At 33.6% G+C, this 20,277-nt stretch carries 18 protein-coding genes; 16 read left to right on the forward strand and 2 right to left on the reverse strand.

The annotated features are described in order from the left end of the window. The first annotated feature begins 16 nt into the window (after window positions 1–16). From HYG84_RS05495 to lpdA, 9 genes are all read left to right on the forward strand, one after another. A complete protein-coding gene (locus HYG84_RS05495; RefSeq protein ID WP_212381109.1) occupies window positions 17–2,020 on the forward strand; it encodes a sigma-54-dependent Fis family transcriptional regulator in 2,004 nt (667 codons plus the stop codon). 286 nt (window positions 2,021–2,306) lie between these two features. Next, a complete protein-coding gene (locus HYG84_RS05500; RefSeq protein ID WP_305829065.1) occupies window positions 2,307–3,272 on the forward strand; it encodes a thiamine pyrophosphate-dependent dehydrogenase E1 component subunit alpha in 966 nt (321 codons plus the stop codon). 15 nt (window positions 3,273–3,287) lie between these two features. Further along, window positions 3,288–4,259: an alpha-ketoacid dehydrogenase subunit beta gene (locus tag HYG84_RS05505; protein WP_212381111.1), complete on the forward strand. Its 972-nt coding sequence runs from the start codon at window positions 3,288–3,290 to the stop codon at window positions 4,257–4,259. Between the two features lie 11 nt (window positions 4,260–4,270). Then, window positions 4,271–4,747: a PPC domain-containing DNA-binding protein gene (locus HYG84_RS05510; RefSeq protein WP_212381113.1), complete on the forward strand. Its 477-nt coding sequence runs from the start codon at window positions 4,271–4,273 to the stop codon at window positions 4,745–4,747. 63 nt (window positions 4,748–4,810) lie between these two features. Further along, a complete protein-coding gene (locus HYG84_RS05515; protein WP_212381115.1) occupies window positions 4,811–5,827 on the forward strand; it encodes a DctP family TRAP transporter solute-binding subunit in 1,017 nt (338 codons plus the stop codon). A 104-nt stretch (window positions 5,828–5,931) separates the two neighbouring features. Then, window positions 5,932–6,402 (forward strand): TRAP transporter small permease, encoded by a 471-nt coding sequence (locus HYG84_RS05520; RefSeq protein WP_212381117.1) that lies wholly within the window; start codon window positions 5,932–5,934, stop codon window positions 6,400–6,402. Then, window positions 6,403–7,689, forward strand: a complete 1,287-nt coding sequence (locus HYG84_RS05525) for a TRAP transporter large permease (RefSeq protein WP_212381119.1) — start codon at window positions 6,403–6,405, stop codon at window positions 7,687–7,689. Between the two features lie 19 nt (window positions 7,690–7,708). Next, a complete protein-coding gene (locus tag HYG84_RS05530; protein ID WP_212381121.1) occupies window positions 7,709–9,028 on the forward strand; it encodes a dihydrolipoamide acetyltransferase family protein in 1,320 nt (439 codons plus the stop codon). 22 nt (window positions 9,029–9,050) lie between these two features. Beyond that, a complete protein-coding gene (gene lpdA, locus HYG84_RS05535) occupies window positions 9,051–10,778 on the forward strand; it encodes a dihydrolipoyl dehydrogenase (protein ID WP_212381122.1) in 1,728 nt (575 codons plus the stop codon). 134 nt (window positions 10,779–10,912) lie between these two features. Here lpdA and HYG84_RS05540 read toward each other — a convergent pair whose 3' ends face one another. Both HYG84_RS05540 and HYG84_RS05545 read right to left on the reverse strand, forming a co-directional pair. Beyond that, window positions 10,913–12,184: a DUF4097 family beta strand repeat-containing protein gene (locus tag HYG84_RS05540; RefSeq protein WP_212381123.1), complete on the reverse strand. Its 1,272-nt coding sequence runs from the start codon at window positions 12,182–12,184 to the stop codon at window positions 10,913–10,915. 75 nt (window positions 12,185–12,259) lie between these two features. Further along, the gene (locus HYG84_RS05545; RefSeq protein ID WP_212381124.1) at window positions 12,260–12,622 is read right to left on the reverse strand and encodes a DUF2089 domain-containing protein; all 363 of its coding nucleotides are present in this window, start codon (window positions 12,620–12,622) and stop codon (window positions 12,260–12,262) included. A 545-nt stretch (window positions 12,623–13,167) separates the two neighbouring features. Between HYG84_RS05545 and yedF the strand changes: the two genes are divergently transcribed. The 7 genes from yedF (at window position 13,168) to prdC (ending at window position 20,266) form a co-directional block, all read left to right on the forward strand. Further along, on the forward strand, window positions 13,168–13,776 hold the full coding sequence (gene yedF, locus HYG84_RS05550; protein ID WP_212381125.1) for a sulfurtransferase-like selenium metabolism protein YedF: 609 nt from the start codon (window positions 13,168–13,170) through the stop codon (window positions 13,774–13,776). Window positions 13,777–13,792: 16 nt separating this feature from the next. Further along, on the forward strand, window positions 13,793–14,059 hold the full coding sequence (locus tag HYG84_RS05555; protein ID WP_212381126.1) for a DUF3343 domain-containing protein: 267 nt from the start codon (window positions 13,793–13,795) through the stop codon (window positions 14,057–14,059). Window positions 14,060–14,071: 12 nt separating this feature from the next. Next, window positions 14,072–14,944, forward strand: coding sequence for a mechanosensitive ion channel family protein (locus HYG84_RS05560; protein ID WP_212381127.1), 873 nt, complete (start codon window positions 14,072–14,074; stop codon window positions 14,942–14,944). A 33-nt stretch (window positions 14,945–14,977) separates the two neighbouring features. Then, entirely contained in the window at window positions 14,978–15,178 is a 201-nt protein-coding gene (locus HYG84_RS05565; protein WP_212382088.1) for a DUF951 domain-containing protein, read from the forward strand. Between the two features lie 202 nt (window positions 15,179–15,380). After that, window positions 15,381–16,556: an aminotransferase-like domain-containing protein gene (locus HYG84_RS05570; RefSeq protein ID WP_212381129.1), complete on the forward strand. Its 1,176-nt coding sequence runs from the start codon at window positions 15,381–15,383 to the stop codon at window positions 16,554–16,556. Between the two features lie 271 nt (window positions 16,557–16,827). Next, on the forward strand, window positions 16,828–18,585 hold the full coding sequence (gene prdR, locus HYG84_RS05575; protein ID WP_212381131.1) for a sigma-54 dependent transcriptional regulator PrdR: 1,758 nt from the start codon (window positions 16,828–16,830) through the stop codon (window positions 18,583–18,585). Between the two features lie 406 nt (window positions 18,586–18,991). Next, a complete protein-coding gene (prdC, locus tag HYG84_RS05580; protein ID WP_212381133.1) occupies window positions 18,992–20,266 on the forward strand; it encodes a proline reductase-associated electron transfer protein PrdC in 1,275 nt (424 codons plus the stop codon). Window positions 20,267–20,277 lie beyond the last annotated feature (11 nt).

Below are 20,277 nucleotides of genomic sequence, written 5' to 3' on the forward strand. Positions count from 1 at the left end.
GAAGGATGTGTTTAAAGTGTATGTATTACAGGAAAAACAGTATAAAAGAACAATAGATGGGACAGAAAATTTCGTTGATAAGAAAACCCCAGTAATCGTACAAAAAGATTATGTTCTAAGGGGCTGGGAAAGATGTATAACTAAAGGTGTTAGTCCATATGAAAGAAAAACTGCTAAATGCTATCAAGGAGATGAATTAGATAAAACATTAAGACAAAATATGGAGTTAATTGCTTTTGCCAAGCCTTTTATGGACAACTTATACTCCTTTGTTAGACATTCTGGTTTTGCTGTAATGTTAACAGATGCTAATGCGTGCCTTTTAGAAGTAATAGGGGATAAAGAGATTATTGAAGACTCCGATGACAGAGACAACTTTAAAAAAGGCTGTTTGTGGCATGAGAAATATGTAGGTAATACAGCGGTAAATACTGCTCTCCTTGAAGGAAAGCCACTTCAGATCTCGGGGGAGGAGCATTACTGTACAGCATATAAAAATTGGACTTGCTCTTCCGCACCTATTAGAAAAGAAGGAAAGATTATTGGAGCATTAAACGTAAGAGGGTATATGTGGAATACCCATCCTCATACATTAGGGATGGTAGCTGCTGCTGCAAAAGCCATTGAAAATCAAATAGTAATTGAAAAAGCCAATGCAGAAATTCTGCTTAAAACCAAATATCAAAGTGCTATTGCCGAATGTATTACAGATGGGTTTTTAACAATAGATAACCATGGTATTCTAACCTATATAAACGAAACCGGGGCTGATATTTTAGGAATATGCAAGGAAAGTGCATTAGGGAAGCCTATTAAAGACTTGGTAGACTTTGATCCAGTAATATTAGATGTAATTCATACTGGAAAAGGATATGTTGATAAGGAATTCATTGTAAGAAACAACAAAAATGGTGTTAAATATCATTTTATTAAAACCGCTATGCCTATTCGAGATGAGGAAGGTAACATAGTAGGAGCCATAGATAACTTTAGGAAGATTAAGCGAGTTCATACGATGATGAGAAAGCTAGTTGGGAACTATGGGAAGTTTACATTTGATGATATTATTGGTAGTAGTAGTAGAATGAAAGAGTGTATTAGATTATCTAAAATTGCTGCCCGTAGCTCTTCTAACGTATTAATTTACGGGGAAAGTGGAACAGGAAAAGAATTGCTAGTTCAATCAATACACAACGCAAGCAATAGAAAAAATGAGAGCTTAGTTTCTATTAACTGTGCGGCTATTCCTAGTGAATTAATTGAAAGTGAACTTTTTGGTTATGAAGGGGGAGCCTTTACTGGTGCATTGAAAAATGGACAAATAGGGAAATTTGAGTTAGCTAATGGTGGTACTATTTTTCTGGATGAGATTGGTGATATGCCACTACATATGCAGGCTAAACTTTTAAGGGTGCTACAGGAAAATCAAATTATGCGGGTGGGTGGAAGCGATCTACTAGATGTGGATGTACGCATTATTAGCGCCACAAATAAGGACTTGCTTAGTGAATGCAGAAAAGGAAACTTTAGGGAAGATCTTTATTATAGATTAAATGTATTAAACATTGTTTCTCCTCCTCTAAGGGATAGGAAGGAAGATATAGAAGCTTTAGTTTGTCATTTTATTAGCAAAATAAATGTGAAAATAGGAAGTAGTATAGAGGACATTTCTCCAGAGGCTATGGACTGTTTAATGGATTATGATTGGCCAGGTAATGTTAGAGAGTTGGAAAACACTATAGAACGAGCAGTTAATATATGCTCTGGAACAACTATTGGTATGCAGGATATTTCTAAAAATATACTTGAATGCTTAAAGAAAAAATCTGAGGATTGTAAGGATAAGCGATCTATTGATGTAGATGAAAGCAAGGGAATAGAAAGCTTAGAGGAAATAGAGAAGGAAGCCATTGAAAAAGCACTTTTAATTACTAAAGGGAATATATCCCAGACAGCCAGTGCATTAAAGGTTAGTCGCAATACTCTTTACAACAAAATGAAAAAGTATGGAATGCAATAGATGATTAATAATTAATGTTAAATAATTGAGCACTGTTCAAAAAATTAGCATATTAATGCTAAATAATTGAGCAGTGCTCAATTTTTGATAGATATTTATTTATCAGAATGATATTAAAAAATTAGAATATAAAAAATTACAAATATTTAGAACTTGAATATTTGAAGGGTTACACCATCATAACAAAAAGAAAGCTTATGAATTTTTAAAAAATTATATATTTTGGCATGAAGGGTGCATATATAATATGTCGAATTATGAAATATTTTGAGGAGGTGTGACTGCTTTGGCAGAATTCAGTAAAGAACTCGTATCAGATTTTTACAGAACCATGTGGAAAATAAGACTTTTTGAGGAAGCTGTAGAGAAACTATTTTTAGATGGAGAGATTCCAGGCTTCGTCCACTTATATATTGGAGAAGAGGCGATAGCCACAGGTGTCTGTGCTAACTTAACAAACTCAGACTATATCGAAAGTACTCACCGTGGTCATGGGCATACATTGGCAAAGGGAGCAGATTTAAACAGAGCAATGGCGGAAATCTTTGGCAGGAAAACAGGTTTCTGTAAAGGAAAAGGTGGTTCTATGCACATTGCTGACTTTAGCGTAGGCATGTTAGGAGCCAACGGTGTAGTAGGGGGAGGCTATAACTTAGCAGTAGGTGCTGCTATGGCGATAGAATATCAAAATAGAAAAGATGTATCTGTTGTATTCTTTGGAGATGGTGCATCTAATCGTGGTACTTTCCACGAGGCAGCAAATATGGCTGCAGCTTGGAAACTTCCAGTTATTTTCGTGTGTGAGAATAACCAATGGGCATCTACTACACCACATCTTACTCAAACATCTGTAGAAAATATTTCAGATCGTGCCGTAGGTTATGGTATGCCAAGTATTATTGTAGATGGTAATGATGTTTTTGCTGTTTATGAAGGAATGAAAGAAGCAGTAGAAAGGGCAAGACAAGGTGGAGGACCTACTTTCTTAGAAGCAAAAACCTATAGAATTAAGGGTCACTATGTAGGAGATCCAGAAATGTATAGAACAAAAGAAGAAGTAAAAGAACAATACGACAATAACGATCCAATTAAGCACTTTGAAAAAAGAGCATTACATGATAATTTATTGACTAAAAAGGAAATGGAAGCAATTAAAGCAGAAATAGAAAAGGCAATAGAAGAATCTTTAGAATTTGCTAGAACCAGTCCATATCCAGAAGTAGAAGAATTATTTAATGACTTATATGTATAGGGAGGTGGCTAAACAATGAGAGAAATAACATTTTCACAGGCAACTCTAGAAGCAATGTCAGAGGAAATGAAAAGAGATAATCGCGTATTTGTAATGGGAGAAGATATAGCAAGACAGGGTGGAATTTTTGGACAGTTTAAAGGATTAGCAGATGAATTTGGAGCCGATAGGGTAAGAGATACTCCTATTTCCGAAACCGCTATTATGGGTGCGGCTGTAGGAGCAGCTTTAGCAGGAATGAGACCGGTAGCAGATATGCACTTTGCAGATTTTATGGGAGTTTGTATGGATGAAATATTTAACCAAATGGCAAAGGTTCGCTATATGTTTGGTGGACAATGTACAGTTCCTGTAGTTGTAAGAGCCCCGGATGGAATTGCTAACAGAGCAGCAGCACAACACTCTCAAAGTATTGAAGCTTGGTTTCTTCATATGCCGGGGGTAAAGGTTGTAGCTCCTTCTAACCCAGCCGATGCAAAGGGGTTATTAAAGGCAGCTATTCGTGATGATAATCCAATTATTTATTTTGAAAACAAAATTCTTTATAGAGAAAAAGGTCCTGTTCCAGAGGGAGAGTATATCGTGCCAATTGGAAAGGCTAATGTAGCTAAAGAAGGAAAAGATGTTACGATTATCTCCTACTCTATTATGATGAAAAAAGCCTTTGAAGCAGCTGAAATCTTAGCTAAGGAAGGTATTGAGGCAGAAGTAATAGACTTAAGAACTATTTCACCTTTTGATAAAGAAACAATTTTAGAGTCTGTTAAAAAGACTCATAGATTAGTTATCATTCACGAAGCAGTAAAACAAGGTGGAGTTGGAGCGGAAATTTCAGCCTTTGTAGCGGAAGAAGCTATAGACTATCTTGATGCCCCAATCCTTCGTTTCGGAGCACCATTTGTTCCAGTTCCATTCTCACCACCATTGGAAGATGCATACAAAATGAAAACCAGTGATATTGTTGAAGGAATCCGAAAAATGTTTTAGGAGATAGAAACATGAAAAAAACACAAACTATTGTGCTTAATGAAAGCAAAACAGTTGTAGGCAGAATTCTTCCTGGAGTAGATTTAATGGAAGGAATCCACCAAATGTGCAAGGAAAACAACATTCAATTTGGTGTTGTTGGAGCGGTATTAGGGAGTTTGTCCAGAGGATGCATTGTATATGCTATTCCTGATGAAGACAATAGTATGGGAATTGGCTACAGCGAACCTACGCATTTCGATGGACCTTTGGAGTTGTTATGTTGTCAAGGAATTGTAGGGAAAGATGAAGATGGTAAATTCCAAATTCATCTCCATGGGTTGATGGGAGATAAAAACCTACGAATAATAGGGGGACATTTCGTCCCTAATGAAAATAAAATATTAGCTACGGCAGAAGTAATGATACAGGCAGTAGAAGAAGCCGAATTTATTCGTAAGTACGATAAAGAAACAGGTTTTTCATTATTTCACTTTATTCAAAGATAAACGGTTAAAATAAAGATATAATAAAGATAATTCAAAAACCTAATAAAATAAAGGAGGACAATTATGTTTAAAAAAATAATTGCTGTTGCAACTTCTATGGTGTTAGTAGGCTCATTACTTGTTGGCTGTGGAGGAAAGACTGCTAGTTCTGGAGGCGGAGGAAAAAAGGACAAAGTAAGACTAAAAATGAGTGTTACTGGTTCTGACAGTTCTACTTGGACAAAGGGAGCACAAAAATTTGCCGAGCTAGTAAAAGAGAAGACTAATGGAGAAGTAGAAATTAAAGTATATCCAAATGAGCAGCTTTCTGGTGGTAACCAAGGAAAAGGAATTGAAATGCTTAGAAATGGCGCTACAGATCTTAGCTTTCACTCTAATATTATCTATTCTATTATGGATGAGCGTTTTGGTGTAATCAGTTTGCCATGGCTTTTACCCGATTATGAAACTGTAGATGCAAAGCTTAATGGAAAAGGTGGAGAAGCTATAAACGAAATATTAGATGAAATTGGTGTTGTAGGTCTTGGTTTTGGAGAAAACGGGTTTAGACAGCTAACGAACACTAAAAAAGCAGTTAATACACCCGAAGATATAAGCGGTCTTAAAATAAGAGTACCTGGCATTAAAATGTATATTTCTCTGTATAAAGCATTAGGTGCAGACCCAATAGCTATGAACTTCTCCGAAGTATTTACAGCTTTACAGCAAAAAGCAATTGACGGTCAAGAAAACCCAACAGATATTATTACTTCATCAAAAATCTATGAAGTTCAAGATCATTTATCAGTATGGAATTACTCCTATGATTCAATTATTTTAGGAATGAACAAGGCAAAATTTGAATCCTTAAAACCAGAACATCAGGAGGCTATTAAAGAAGCTGCTATAGAAGCTTGTGATTATCAAGTGGAAATTAATAGACAAGCTGAAGATGAGCAACTAAAGATGTTCGAAGAAAGAGGAATGACAATTACAACAGTTACAAAAGAAAACATAGAAGCTTTCAAACAAAAAGTAAGCTCAGTATATACAGAATATGAACCAATCATGGGAAAAGAACTCATAGACGCCTTTAGATAATATAATAATGTGAGTCCTGCAGGGGGAGATACTTGGTTCTGTCAGGACTCATTGTTTTCAAAAAACTTTTAGGTAAGGATGAAGAAATATAAGGAGGGAAAGTTTTGAAAAAGTTGTTAGATAACATTGAAGAATACATAGTGGCAAGCAGTTTATTTATAATGACAGCCATTGCTTTTGCTAACGTTCTTTCTAGAAAACTGTTTCAAGCTTCTTGGTCTTTTACAGAGGAAATTACAGCTAACCTTTTTATTTTAGCAAGTATGCTAGGAGCTGCCATTGCTGCAAAGAGAGGAAGTCATTTAGGTTTAAGTATACTAACAGATCTTTTTCCCAAAAAGTATCAGAAGTTTGTTACATTAATTAGCACAGCGGCAGCAGTTGTTTTTTGTGTTGTGCTAATAAAAGAGGGTTTTGTTATAGTAATGCAAGAAAAGGCTACCGGTCAATTAACCCCTGCTTTAGGATGGCCTGAATGGATATTTGGTACCTTTGTTCCTGTAGGAGGAATATTTATTATGATACGATTTATTCAATTTGGAATTAAGGCCTTTAAGGAAGAGGGGGTAAAATAGATGTCAATTCCTGTTATCTTATTTGGTAGTTTTGTTATTCTTTTATTATTAAACGTACCTATAGCTTTATCCCTAGGTCTATCTAGCTTAGCGGCCATGTTGGCTAATGGCACATTACTAACTATGCTTCCAATGCAGCTTCACACCTCTATTGGTAAGTTTACACTATTAGCTATTCCTTTCTTTATTTTAGCGGGAAATGTAATGGAAAAGGCAGGTATATCTGAAAGACTAATTAATTTAGCGGATAAAACAGTAGGACACAAAAAAGCAGGTTTGGCTATTGTAGCAGTAATCACTTCATGTTTCTTTGCTGCTATTTCTGGATCAGGCCCTGCAACAGTAGCTGCTTTAGGAGCTATTCTTATTCCAGCTATGATTAAAAGTGGATACGATAAAGGTATGTCAGCTTCACTCCTGGCTACTTCAGGAGCTATTGGAATTATTATTCCTCCTAGTATCGCCTTTGTTGTATATGGTTCCATTGCCGAACAGTCTATTGGAAGATTGTTTATTGCAGGAATAACACCTGGATTATTAATAGGTGCTGCATTAATAATAGCTTCTCTTATTTTATGCCGAAAAATGCCTATTGAACAAAAAGAAAAAGCCCCAAAGGAAGAGGTATGGGAAGCTCTTAAAGACGCTTTTTGGGGGCTAATGATGCCAGTCATTATTTTAGGTGGAATTTATGGTGGAATTTTTACACCAACAGAAGCAGCAGCTTTTTCGGCGGTATACGGTATTTTAGTTGGTATATTTGTTTATAAAAAGATCAATTTTAAGGGTTTTATAGATCTTTTAGTTGAATCCTCAGTTCAATCTGCAGTTGTTCTATTTATTGTAGCTAGTGCCAGTGTCTTTGCTTGGATCGTTACTACAGAAGGAATTGCTGACATGGCAGGAGAAGCTATTTTAACTTTCTCTGGAGGAAATAAATTCTTATTCTTACTTTTTGTTAACATTATTCTTTTAATAGCAGGGTGTTTTGTAGATGCGGTTTCAGCTTTCTATTTATTTGTTCCAATATTGTTACCAGTAGCCTTAGAGTTAGGCTATGATCCAGTTGCCTTTGGTGTTTTAATGACAGTTAACCTAGCTATTGGACAAGTAACACCTCCTGTAGGGGTAAACCTATATGTTGCTTCACCAATAGCAGGAATTAATTTAAAGGAAATTTCTAAGTCAGTTATGCCATTTATATTGGCAGCAATAGCAGTATTGTTATTGATAACTTATGTTCCTCAGGTGACACTTTTATTACCTAACTTAATGGGAGTTAAATGATATTAAAGGGGGTTAGAAAATGTCAAAGTTGATTGTAATGCCTAAATTAGGCTTAACTATGGTGGAAGGAAAAGTTTCTAAGTGGCATAAAAAAGAAGGCGATGAAGTTAAAAAAGGAGACCTTCTTTTTGAAGTAGAAACCGATAAAATCACCAATCGTGTAGAAGCAGACCAAGATGGTATATTAAGAAAAGTATTCGTACAACAGGGTGGCACTGCCCCTGTTACTGGACCTGTAGCTATTATTGCTGGTGTCGATGAGGATATTAGCAATCTTTTGAGTGGGGATACAGTAAAGGTGGAAGCTAAAACTGTTGACATAAAAGAAGTTGTAGAAAAAGCAAAGGACACAGTTTCTGTAACAAGAAAAGAAGGGGAATATATAAAAGCTACCCCTTATGCAAAATACTTAGCTAAAGAAAAATCTATAGATCTATTGGGTATCAATGGAACAGGTGAAGGTGGAAGGATTTTAGCTAAAAACGTAGTAGCCTATGCAGATGAAAACAAAGTAAAGATTTCTCCAACAGCTGCAAGAATGGCTAAGGAAATGGGAGTAGATGTTACCGCCATACATGCAAAAGGAAGAGTTATGAAGGAAGATATTTTATCCACAGTAGGTATGGGAGAAGAAATAGCGGCTATAGAAGATAAAGTGGAGAAGGTAGCTCCAAGCAATATGAGAAAAGTCATTGCAAAACGAATGCTTGAAAGCTGGACCACATCACCAAGAGTTACTTACAACATGGAAGTGGACGTAACTAGCATGAAGGAATTTAGAGATAAGCTAAAAGATAGCTTTAATAAAGCAGGCGGAAAGCTTACTTATAACCATATTTTAATGAAGATAGCATCGAAAGCTTTATTGGAAATACCATATCTTAATGCTAGTTTTAACGGAGAAGAAATCGAATTTCATCACTATGTTAATATTGGTCTAGCTGTTGATGTAGGAGAAGGATTAATGGTGCCAAACATAAAAAATGTACAGGATAAGTCTCTTTTAGATATTGCTGTAGAAACAGAAGCCATAGTTACAGCTACTAGAGAAGGAACAATTACCCCTGATAATTTATCTGGTGGCACATTTACAATTTCAAATATAGGAATGTTTGGTATTGATTCTTTCTCACCAATTATAAACAAACCAGAGGTCGCTATATTAGGTGTTAACAGAATTGTTGAAAAACCAGTAGTATTAGATGGACAGATTGTTATTAGACCAATGATGAATTTAAGCTTAACTGCAGATCACAGTTTAGTTGACGGTGCAATGGCAGCAAGATTTTTAGCAAGATTTAAGGAAATTGTAGAAAACCCTTACTTGCTATTAATGTAAGCGGAAGGAGGAATTAAAGGGTATGGCAATAAATATAGTAATGCCTAAGTTAGGACTAACAATGTCAGAAGGTACTATTATAAAATGGCATAAAAATGAAGGTGATATGGTTAAAAAGGGAGATTCTTTATTTGATGTAGAAACAGATAAAATCACTAATACTATAGAGGCAAAAGAAGAAGGAATTTTAGCCAAAATCTTAATAGGAAATGGGAAAAGTGCTCTTGTAACAGCACCAGTTGCCATATTATCTGATGAAGGAGAAGATATTTCATCTTTTGTTAAAGAAGAAAAGCCATTAGAAAAAGATATAAAAGTAGCAGTTCATCAGTCAGAGACCAATGAAGATGGTAAGAAAAAAGTTGTAGTTATAGGAGGAGGCCCTGGTGGATATGTGGCTGCAATTCGTGCGGCACAGTTAGGTGCACAAGTAACCTTAGTAGATAAAGGCTCTTTAGGAGGAACCTGTCTTAATGTAGGTTGTATACCTACTAAGGTACTTCTTCATACTGCAGAAATTTATCAAGAAGTTCTACACGGAAAAGATATAGGTATTCAAATAGAAGGAAATGTAAAGGTAGATTGGGCAAGTCTACAACAGAGAAAAGAAAATATTATATCCCATTTAGTCGGTGGAGTAACAGGCTTATTAGCTGCTAATGGAGTAGAAGTAGTTATTGGTACTGCTTCTTTTATAGATAGACATCAGATTAAAGTTACAAAGGAAGACGGTAGCAGTATAACCATTAATGGTGATGATTTTATTATTGCTTCTGGTTCAGAGCCATTTATTCCTCCTATTCCAGGAGTTGAGTTAGAAGGAGTACTAGATAGTACGGGGGCACTTAATTTAGATGCATTACCAGAGGATATCATCATAGTAGGTGGCGGTGTTATTGGAACAGAGTTTGCTACTTTGTTCAATAGCTTAGGTGTAAAGGTAACTGTAGTAGAAATGCTCCCTTACATTCTCCCTCCTATTGATAGAGAAGTTGCTGCTGCAGTCGAGGAAAATATGATAGGCACTGGTATTGATATTTTCACATCAGCAAAAGTAACAACAATTGAAAAAGATGGAGAAAAATTAAAAGTATCCATTTCTCTAGATAGAGAAGATAAGGTAGTAAAGGCAGACAAAGTTCTTATGTCCGTGGGTAGACGTGGTGTTACAAGAGGATTGAATTTAGAAGCTGTTAATATTCGCTTAGATCGTGGCGCTATCTATGTAGACAATGGTATGAGAACTAATATAGAGGGTATCTATGCTATAGGAGATGTAACAGGCAAAAATATGTTAGCCCATGTAGCTTCAGATCAAGGAATTGTGGCAGCGGAAAACATTATGGGTATTGATAGTGCTATGAAGTATGATGCCATCCCTGCCTGTGTTTATACAAAGCCAGAAATTGCTTCTGTAGGAATGACAGAGGAAGAGGCCAAAAAGAAAGGCATTAATTACGAAGTAGGTATTTTTCCATTAGTTAACAATGGAAAAACCTTAATTATGAAAGAAGTAGAAAATACAATGATCAAAATTATTACTGATAAAAAATATGATGAGATCATTGGGGTACACATTTATGGTCCTAGGGCTACAGATTTAATTACAGAAGGTACATTAGCTCTTAGACTAGAAGCTACTGTGGATGAATTAATTACTACAGTACATGCCCATCCAACAGTAGGGGAAGCTATGAAAGAAGCAGCTCTTGCTGTAAAAAATATAGCTATACATGCAGTAAATAAATAGTAATTAACAATAAGGATTAATAATAGCAAACTGTTAAAACCCTCCAATTTTAACATATAATTAACCTTAAAAAAGCTGCTTCCATTATGAAAGCAGCTTTTTTTACCTATATTTAATAAGGGGAGTACAGTTATTTAAAAAAGATAAATAGTACTATTAGTTGTATATGCCTTAATATGAGCTATAGTTTCACATGTATCAAAGGCGGATGTTCGTGCAGTAACCCTATGATTAGAGTAGTTTTGTATATTCTCAACATAAACTACTGGCAAGCCAATATTAATATTTCCATGGGTAGTACTTGCATCAAATTGGACTCCAGCATTTTTAGGAAGAGACCCAATAACTTCTATTTTAGAGTTGGTCGTTTTCAAACTTAGAGATTGTAATTGGTTATATTCAATATCTTTTATTGTAATTTTACTATTGGATGTAAGGCCTTCGATTCTTTTTATACTACTATTATCTATAACTATTTTTCCGTTTTTTGTAGCTGCTAGCAAATTTTGCGCCTTACAGCCTTCTACGATTATTTTGCTGTTTGTTGTTGTGCAACTAGTATCCTCTTTTGTCTCTACATGATTTAGTGTTATACTGCCATTTTTAGTTTGCAAAAATAGCTTGTTGCAATTTAAATTTTCAACTGTAATGGAACCATTTTTACTTTGTGCTTTTACTAGATTGTAGGTTTGGTCAGGTATCATGATCTTTAATCTAATACCAATACCCTCGATTTCTTTAGGGTAGAAACAAAGAATATTGCCATCTTCTCTTAAATCTAATATTGGTTTATTAGCATCGTACTTACCTTCTTTAGTGGAGATATAAGCAATCACCTTAATTATAGGTTCATTCCATCTGGCAATTGAAATGTTACCGTTGTAGGCTTCAAATTGTAAAGATACTTGGTCAATGTCACTTAATTTTTTTTCTATTATTTCCTCATAGCATTTATTAGATCCAAATAAATCCACATTAATAAATGTATCGGAATCTACCGCTTTGTCTACAACATCTATAATTTTTTCAGCAAAATTTATTGATTTTTCAGCAAATATAGACCCTAAGTTAACCATTTTTTTACCAAATTGTTCACCAAAAACATCCATTTTATCTTCTAATTGTTCACCTATCGTTTCGAATCTTTTTCCTATAGACTCAAGAATTTCTTCGAAATCTCTACTTTTACCAGCATTGAATTGGTTTTCTCTGTTTTCGTGTTTGGTATATGTATTATCTTTATCTTTAGAAAGATTTACCTTAGACGGATTAAAGGTGTTAGATGCTTCCTGTGTAGCTTGATCATATTCCATATCTCCTAGAGCATCCAATAGTTGCTCTGCTTCAGGTTCTGTAATTTTTCCCTGTTCTAAAAGTTTTAAAATTATTAATCTTTCTTCTCCCATTGAAATTCTCCTTTATTTTATATAATGATAAACAAAAATTTCCTATAATGTAAATCTTGATAATTAGTTACCAATTTACTCTTTTAATAGACTTACAGCCTCTTCGGCAGTAATTTCACCTTTACTTAGTTTCTCTAATATTTCTTTTTTATTGATGGTAGATATCGGTTTTGATGAATATCCTAAGGCAGTAATAACACTTTCTAGCTTACCTCTAACAGTTGGGTAAGAAACTCCTAATTCCTTTTCAATTTCCTTAATGTTTCCTCTGTTTTTTATAAATACCTCAATAAAGTGTTTATACTCTAATGGAAGCTGACAAAACTTACAAGGCTCGAAGCTTCCTTCAATTGTTGTATTGCAATGTGTACAGTGAAGCTTAGTAACTTCTAATGAATGACTACATACCGGGCATTGTCCTAATATTTTATTTTTCATCTTATAGCACTCCTATCTTTATTTTATAATATAAAAAGATATAGATTTTTTAATTATTGAAAGCTTTAAAGGGGTAGTAGATTGGCAATGTTTTAAACACTTAAAAATTTAAATTAAGCTTTGAACATTTTAATTTCAAAGTGCAAGTTTTAAAATTAAGTAAAACATAAATCATTATGAGAAAAATAGCATAATTTTAAATTCTGCTCTATAGCTATTCCCACAAAACATTAAAAAAATTAATATCAACATTAAAATATTTAATCTATAATTCAATATTATTAATTATATTTTAAAATGTCAATATATATTTCTATCTTTGTGTAATAAAACAATAGAAATAATAGACATAATCAATTTAAATATAATATTCTATTGATAAAGCAAATTTGCCTATTTATAGAATACGTTGAACAATACGAATCCTATTGTTATACTTAAATATATAATAAAGAAAACTTAATTAAGATGTAGTGCTTGACTTCACGCTTAAATAAGTGGGAATAATAAGAGTGCACAGAAGATATTAAAATGGAGGAATGAAAATGAACAAGGAAGTAGACGCAAGAGGAATGAATTGCCCTATGCCAGTAATCCATACTAAAAAAGCTTTAGAGTCTATAAACAGTGGCAAGGTTACTACTATTGTAGATAACGAAGTTGCAAAAGAAAATGTATCAAAGCTTGCCAAAAGTATGGATCTTAAGATTGATATTAAACAAAATCAAGGAAATTATTATATTGATATTTTTAAGAATCAACAAACAGGTGTAGTAGGAGTAGAAGCATTAGATATTAAATATGGTACAAATAATAAAAAAGATTTAGTTATTTTAATTTCAAAGAATAGTTTAGGAGAAGGATCAGAAGAATTAGGTATACTTCTGATGAAAAGCTATTTATACGCACTAACCGAAGTGACTCCATATCCTAAAAGTGTACTTCTTTTAAATGGTGGTGTTAAACTAGCAACCGAAGATTCTGAAGTAGTGGAGCATCTTAGAAACTTGGAGTCTAATGGTGTTGAGGTTTTATCCTGTGGGACTTGCCTTGACTACTTTAAGATAAAAGATAAATTAGCCGTGGGTGGAATAAGTAATATGTACACTATTGTAGAAAGATTAAATAATGCTAGCAATACGATAAAACTGTAGCAAAGAGGGATAATAAATGATCGATCAACAATTTTATGTAGTAGTGTTCGAGTCAACTCACTATGCAATTGCAGCAGAAAAGTTATTCAAAGATAAGAATTATAAGTTTGATGTTATACCTACTCCAAGGGAGATTACTCATAGCTGTGGACTATCTATTAGGTTTACAGTGGATGCTTTAGTGGAGATGAAAAAAGAGATGGAAGAGGCGCATATTGCTATTAAAGGAATATATGAAATACAAAGAATTGATAATGAGAAGATTATTAAGCAAATTAGCTAAAGAGGGTAGATGATGGAAACTATTAATAAGAGTCTAACAACAGTATTTCAAGAAACCATGGATTTTTTAAAGAATCCTGAGCAAGTTTCTAAAATTATAGGAAACGCAATTAAAATTATTTTAATTTTAATTATTGCAAAACTTTCTATAAGGATTCTTGGATCTATAATTAATCAGTTTTTTGAAAAGCAAAAGAAATTAAAGTTCAATATAGACATAACAAGAATAGACACTATGAAGGGTCTTGTTAAAAGCACATTAACATATGTTATTTATTTTATTGCATTCACAGCAGTTATTAAGTTTTTTGGTATAGAAATTATGGGACTTGTTGCAACTGCTGGAATAGGTGGGTTAGCTATAGGTTTTGGAGCGCAAAATCTAGTGAGAGATATTATTACAGGCTTTTTTATTTTATTTGAAGAACAGTTTGGCGTAGGACATTATGTTGAAGTTAATGGTGTTAGTGGAATTGTTGAAGAAATGGCTCTAAGAGTAACTAAGATTAGAGATTTTAATGGGGATCTGCATATTGTTCCTAATGGAGAAATAAGCAAAGTAACCAATAAAAGTAGTGGTAAAATGAGAGCACTTGTTGAAATGTCAATTGCATATGAGGAAGATATTGATAATGCTATTGCTGTTTTGAATAAAGCAAGTGAAAAGTTAGGTGCGGAGAATGAACAAATTGTAGAAGGTCCAACTGTATTGGGTGTAAGTAAGTTAGAAAATTCATATGTGGCAATTTCAATTGTTGCAAAGACTTTACCAATGGAGCAATGGGCTATTGAGCGTCTAATGAGAAAAACCTTTAAAGAGGCCTTTGACAATGCAGGAATAGAGATTCCTTATCCAAGGACTGTAGTAATTACTAAAAAAGATTAAGTAATATAGAGGTAGATTGGAGTGGTAATGATAATGCCTATAAAGCTAGAAATTGGGGATGTAGTTGAATTAAAAAAACAACATCCTTGTGGAAGTAAAAGTTTTGAGATTTTAAGAACCGGTGCCGATTTTAGAATAAAGTGTTTGGGCTGTGAAAAGCAAATTTGGCTTCCAAGGCCAGAACTTGAAAGAAGAATACGAAAAATAACAAATAATGAAGCTAATAAAAGCTAATTAACACAGGATACTAATAAAGAAGCCGAGATTCTGATAATTCAGACTTGACTAAATTATAGAACTTATTGAACTTTGAATGAATTTTTGATAAAAACATTTCTATTTATTAAAAGAATGTTATAATGATAATAAATTGTTTTATAAAACATACATTTTATTTTACTTTATTATTTTAAATACTTTATGGAGGGATTTTTCAATGAAGTTTGCAAAAAGAATGGATTATTTGAAAGCATCAGAAATTAGAGAGCTACTAAAGCTTGCAGAAAAACCAGAAGTTATTTCTTTTGCTGGAGGGCTTCCTGCACCAGAGCTATTCCCTACAGAAGAATTAGTTAAAGTTTCAGAAGCTGTATTAAGAGAATCAGGTAGACAAGCTCTTCAATACGGACCAACAGATGGATTTACACCACTTAGAGAAAAAATTGCAAAAAGAATGGAGAAGTTTGGATTTAAAACTGCTGTAGAGAACATTTTAATTACAAGTGGATCTCAACAAGGTTTAGACTTCTCTGCTAGAGTTTTCTTAAATGAAGGTGACATAGTAATTTGTGAAAGTCCAAGCTACTTAGGTGCTATTAATGCATTCAAAGCTTCTATGCCTGAGTTTGTTGAAATTGCAACAGATGCAGAAGGTATGATTATGGAAGATCTAGAAGAAGTTTTAAAAACTAGAGAAAATGTTAAAATGATCTATGTTATTCCGGATTTCCAAAATCCATCAGGAAAAACATGGTCTATTGAAAGACGTAAAAGATTAATCGAACTTGCTAATGAATACGATTTACCAATTATAGAAGATAACCCATACGGAGATCTTAGATTTGAAGGAGAAATTCCTCCATCACTTAAAGCTTTTGATACAGAAGGACGTGTTATTTTCTTAGGAACATTCTCTAAAACATTCTGTCCTGGTATGAGAATCGGCTGGGTAATTGCAGATGCTCCAATTCTTCAAAAATATAACTTCATTAAACAAGGAGCAGACCTACAATCTAGTACAATTGCCCAAAGAGAAATGGACAAGTTCTTAGAAATGTATGATCTTGATGCTCACATTGAAAACCTTATAAAAGTATATAGAAGCCGTAGAGATGTTATGATGGAAGCTATTAAAGAGCATTTCCCAAGCAACGTAAGCTACACATATCCTGAAGGAGGACTATTTACATGGGTGGTTCTTCCAGAAAATATTAGTGCAAGAGACGTAATGCCAAAAGCATTAGAGCAAAACGTAGCCTTCGTTCCAGGAGGATCGTTCTTCCCTAATGGTGGACATGAAAATACATTTAGATTAAACTATTCAAATATGCCTGAAGATAAAATTAAAGAAGGTATTGCAAGATTAGGAAAAGTATTAAAAGAAATGATGTAATTAATAAATCGAGAGTGGCCATTTGGCCACTCTCTTTTCATTGTAAGGGGGAGATTGGGATGAATAAAATGTTATATTGTGGGGGCTATCTTAGTTATAGGATTGCCAGTAATTTTATATTATATACATGAGAAATAAAATATTTTTACTAGCATTCAATAATAAATAAAAGATATGTGTATTGAATACCAGCCAAATGATATAATAATATATTAATGTATCAATATAATTTGTTGATTATTTAACAATATTATTAAGGAGAAGAGATAGTATGTTCCTAGAAGTGCTTAACAATATGAAAATTAAAGATGTTATGGATACTAAAATAGTTACAATTACTAAGGATGCTACTTTAAGACAGGGCATTGAGATAATGCTTCAATATAATAAAGGAGATGTTATCGTTCTTGATAATACAAACAAATTGTTTGGTATCCTAACTATGACCGATATATCGTTAATTGGAGGAGCTTTTTTCAGCAAAAACAAGCTAGACCGACCAATAGGATTATACTGTAATCGAGATATTATATGGACCACCATAGAAGAAAATGCAATTTCCACAAAAGAATTGATGAAGGAAAAAGGCATAGGAAGATTACCAGTAGTTAAAGATCACAAGGTAATAGGTATTGTTAGAATTAGGGACTTGCTAGATAAAGTATATTCAAAAATAGATAAAACTATGGAAACCTTTGGCTATATACTAAACGGTATTCATGAGGCTGTATGTGTAGTGGATCAATATGGAAAAGTAATTTTTTGGTCTAAGAGCTCTGAGTTATTATATGGTATAAAATCTGAGGATATAATTAATAAAGAGATTAGTGAATATTTCCCAAAGGCCTTATTATTAGAGGCATTAAAAAATAGGAAATCAATAACTAGTATATATCATATGCCGAGGGAAGAAAGTCATGTATTTTTAAGTGCAGAGCCACTTTATATTGATAATGAGTTTGTTGGTGCTGTTTCAACAGACAGAGATATAACAGAGGTAATGAATCTTTCTGTGGAGCTTGAGAAAACTAAAGAAAGGCTGGATTTGCTACAGGAAGAAATGAAAAAAATTACAATGGATAAGTACTCTTTTGGTCAAATATTAGGTAAAAGTGAAATTATTATAGATAGAATTAACAAGGCGAAAAAGGTAGCAAGAACAAGTAGCAATGTATTAATTAGTGGTGAAAGTGGTACCGGTAAAGAGGTTTTTGCCAGAGCCTTGCATCAAGAAAGTGGAAGGAAGGGCGATTTTGTTGCAATTAATTGTAGTGCTATCCCAGAATCATTATTCGAGAGCGAAATGTTTGGCTATGAAGGAGGAGCATTTACAGGGGCTTTAAAAAATGGAAAGATGGGGAAAATAGAACTAGCTAATAAAGGAACTTTATTTCTGGATGAAATAGGTGATATGCCTTTTCATATGCAGGCGAAAATGCTGAGAGTTTTACAGGAAAGACAGATCGTTAGAATTGGCTCTGATAAGACTATAGATGTTGATGTTAGAATTATATCCGCTACTCATCATGATCTGAGAAAATTAGTTAATGAAGGGGAGTTCAGAGAAGATTTATTTTATAGATTAAATGTCGTCAATATAGAATTACCAAGCCTAAGAGAAAGAAAAGAAGATATACCTATATTGATAACGCAATTTATAAAAGAATTTTGCCAAGAAAACAATCTTAACCATCCAATTATAACTCCAGAAGTTTTAAGAATACTAATAAACTATAGTTGGCAAGGAAATATTAGAGAGTTAAAAAATACAATAGAGCATTTGTTGGTATTTTCTCAAGAAGGTGAAATTAAAATTAGTAGTATACCTGAGCACATTTTGAGTAAACGGGCAGTAGACGATTTATATAATGAAAATTTTGATTTGCAAAAAAACGTTGAGCGAATAGAATATGAAACTATTAAAAAGGTAATGAATATGGTAGGAAATAATAAAAGTAAAGCTGCAAATATTTTAAATATACCAAGAAGTACTTTATATTATAAGATGAATTATTATAATATGGACTAATTTAAGTATGATAAAGAAACTTGATTTAGCTAGAGTTAAACTCTAGCTAAATTTTTTTGAGTACCTGAAAGCTTATAATAAATTTATTTTTTTATAACTGTCAACTAGCTGACAGTTTTGTTTTTTTTGTATATAAGATAGCATACATCAACATTATTCGACAAAAAATTATCAAAAATAACTGAATTATTATACAAAAGTGTCAGTACACTGACATTTTCGTAGCTTTAATAATAATAGATTCCAAAAAAAATCTAACATAATCGCTCGTGTAAAATAAATTTTTTAAATTTTAATAGTTGAAATATCAATATATGTAACGAGTTCTATAGAAAAATTAAATAATGTTTATTTTAATTGGCACGCCTATTGCTCTATATAAGTGTAACAAAAGGAGGTGATAAGAATGTTTATTAAAATACCATTGAAACAACATGTTGGCGCCCACTGCAAAGCAATTGTAAAACTAGATGAGGAAGTTAAAAAGGGACAATTGCTAGCTACACCAGATGGATTAGGGGCTAATATTCATTCGAGTGTATATGGAATTGTTAAGGAAATAACCAATAATGATATAACCATTGAAGTCAATATAAATCAGCCAGAGGAATATGTAAGGATTAAAGAAACCAGTAACTATCTAGAGGCTATAGAAGAAGCAGGGGTTGTTGGAGCAGGAGGCGCTGGGTTTCCAGCCCATATTAAATTAAATGTAGACCTAAATGGCGGTTATGTAATAGTCAATGCCGCTGAATGTGAACCTATATTAAGTCACAACATACTTGTATTAGAAGAGCAGCCTGAATTAATTTTGAGGGGCTTAAAATATGCAATGGAAATCACTAATGCTGCTAAGGGATATATTGCCATTAAACCTAAGCATAAAAAGGCAATTATTGCTCTAGGAAAGGCTTGTAAAAATGAGTCAAATATAGAGGTAAAGTTTTTACCAGATATGTATCCTGCAGGAGATGAGAGGGTTATTGTAAGAGAATTGTTAGAAGTGGAGCTAAAACCAGGACAATTACCATCAGAGGCTAACGCTGTAATTTCAAATGTTGAAACTATAAAAAATATTTGTTTGGCTATTGAAGAAAGAAGACCAGTAATTACAAAGGATATAACTGTAGGCGGACGTGTTGCAGAATCTAAAGTATTCTTAGATGCATCTATTGGTTATCCGATATCCCACTTCATAGAAAAATGTGGTGGATATAATGAGCCTTACGGTGAGATTGTGCTTGGTGGACCTTTTACAGGAAAAAAGGGCGAAGAGGAAACCTCTATTACTAAGATTACTGGAGGAATTTTAATAGCGATGCCTTTTCCTCAGGAAAAAAGAAAAGCAGGGGTTATAGCTTGTGAGTGTGGTGCACAGGAGGAAAGACTTAGGGAAATTGCTGCGGGAATGGGCACTGTTGTTGTGGCAGAAGTTAAATGTAAGAGAATGACAGAAACCAATGGTAGATATAGATGTGATTTGCCAGGTGTATGCCCTGGCCAAGCTGAGAAGGTACTGGCTCTAAAAAAACAAGGAGCTGAAGTGATTATTACTGGAACTTGTGAGGACTGAACTAACACAGTCATGCAGACGGCTCCTAGGTTAGGAGTACCAGTATATCATAGTACAGACCATGTTTTAAGGGCATCAGGACATAAATTATATAGGAAAAGACAATAAGAAGGAGGTCT

It is taken from the genome of Alkaliphilus sp. B6464, assembly GCF_018141165.1.
Taxonomy (GTDB): domain Bacteria; phylum Bacillota; class Clostridia; order Peptostreptococcales; family Natronincolaceae; genus Alkaliphilus_B.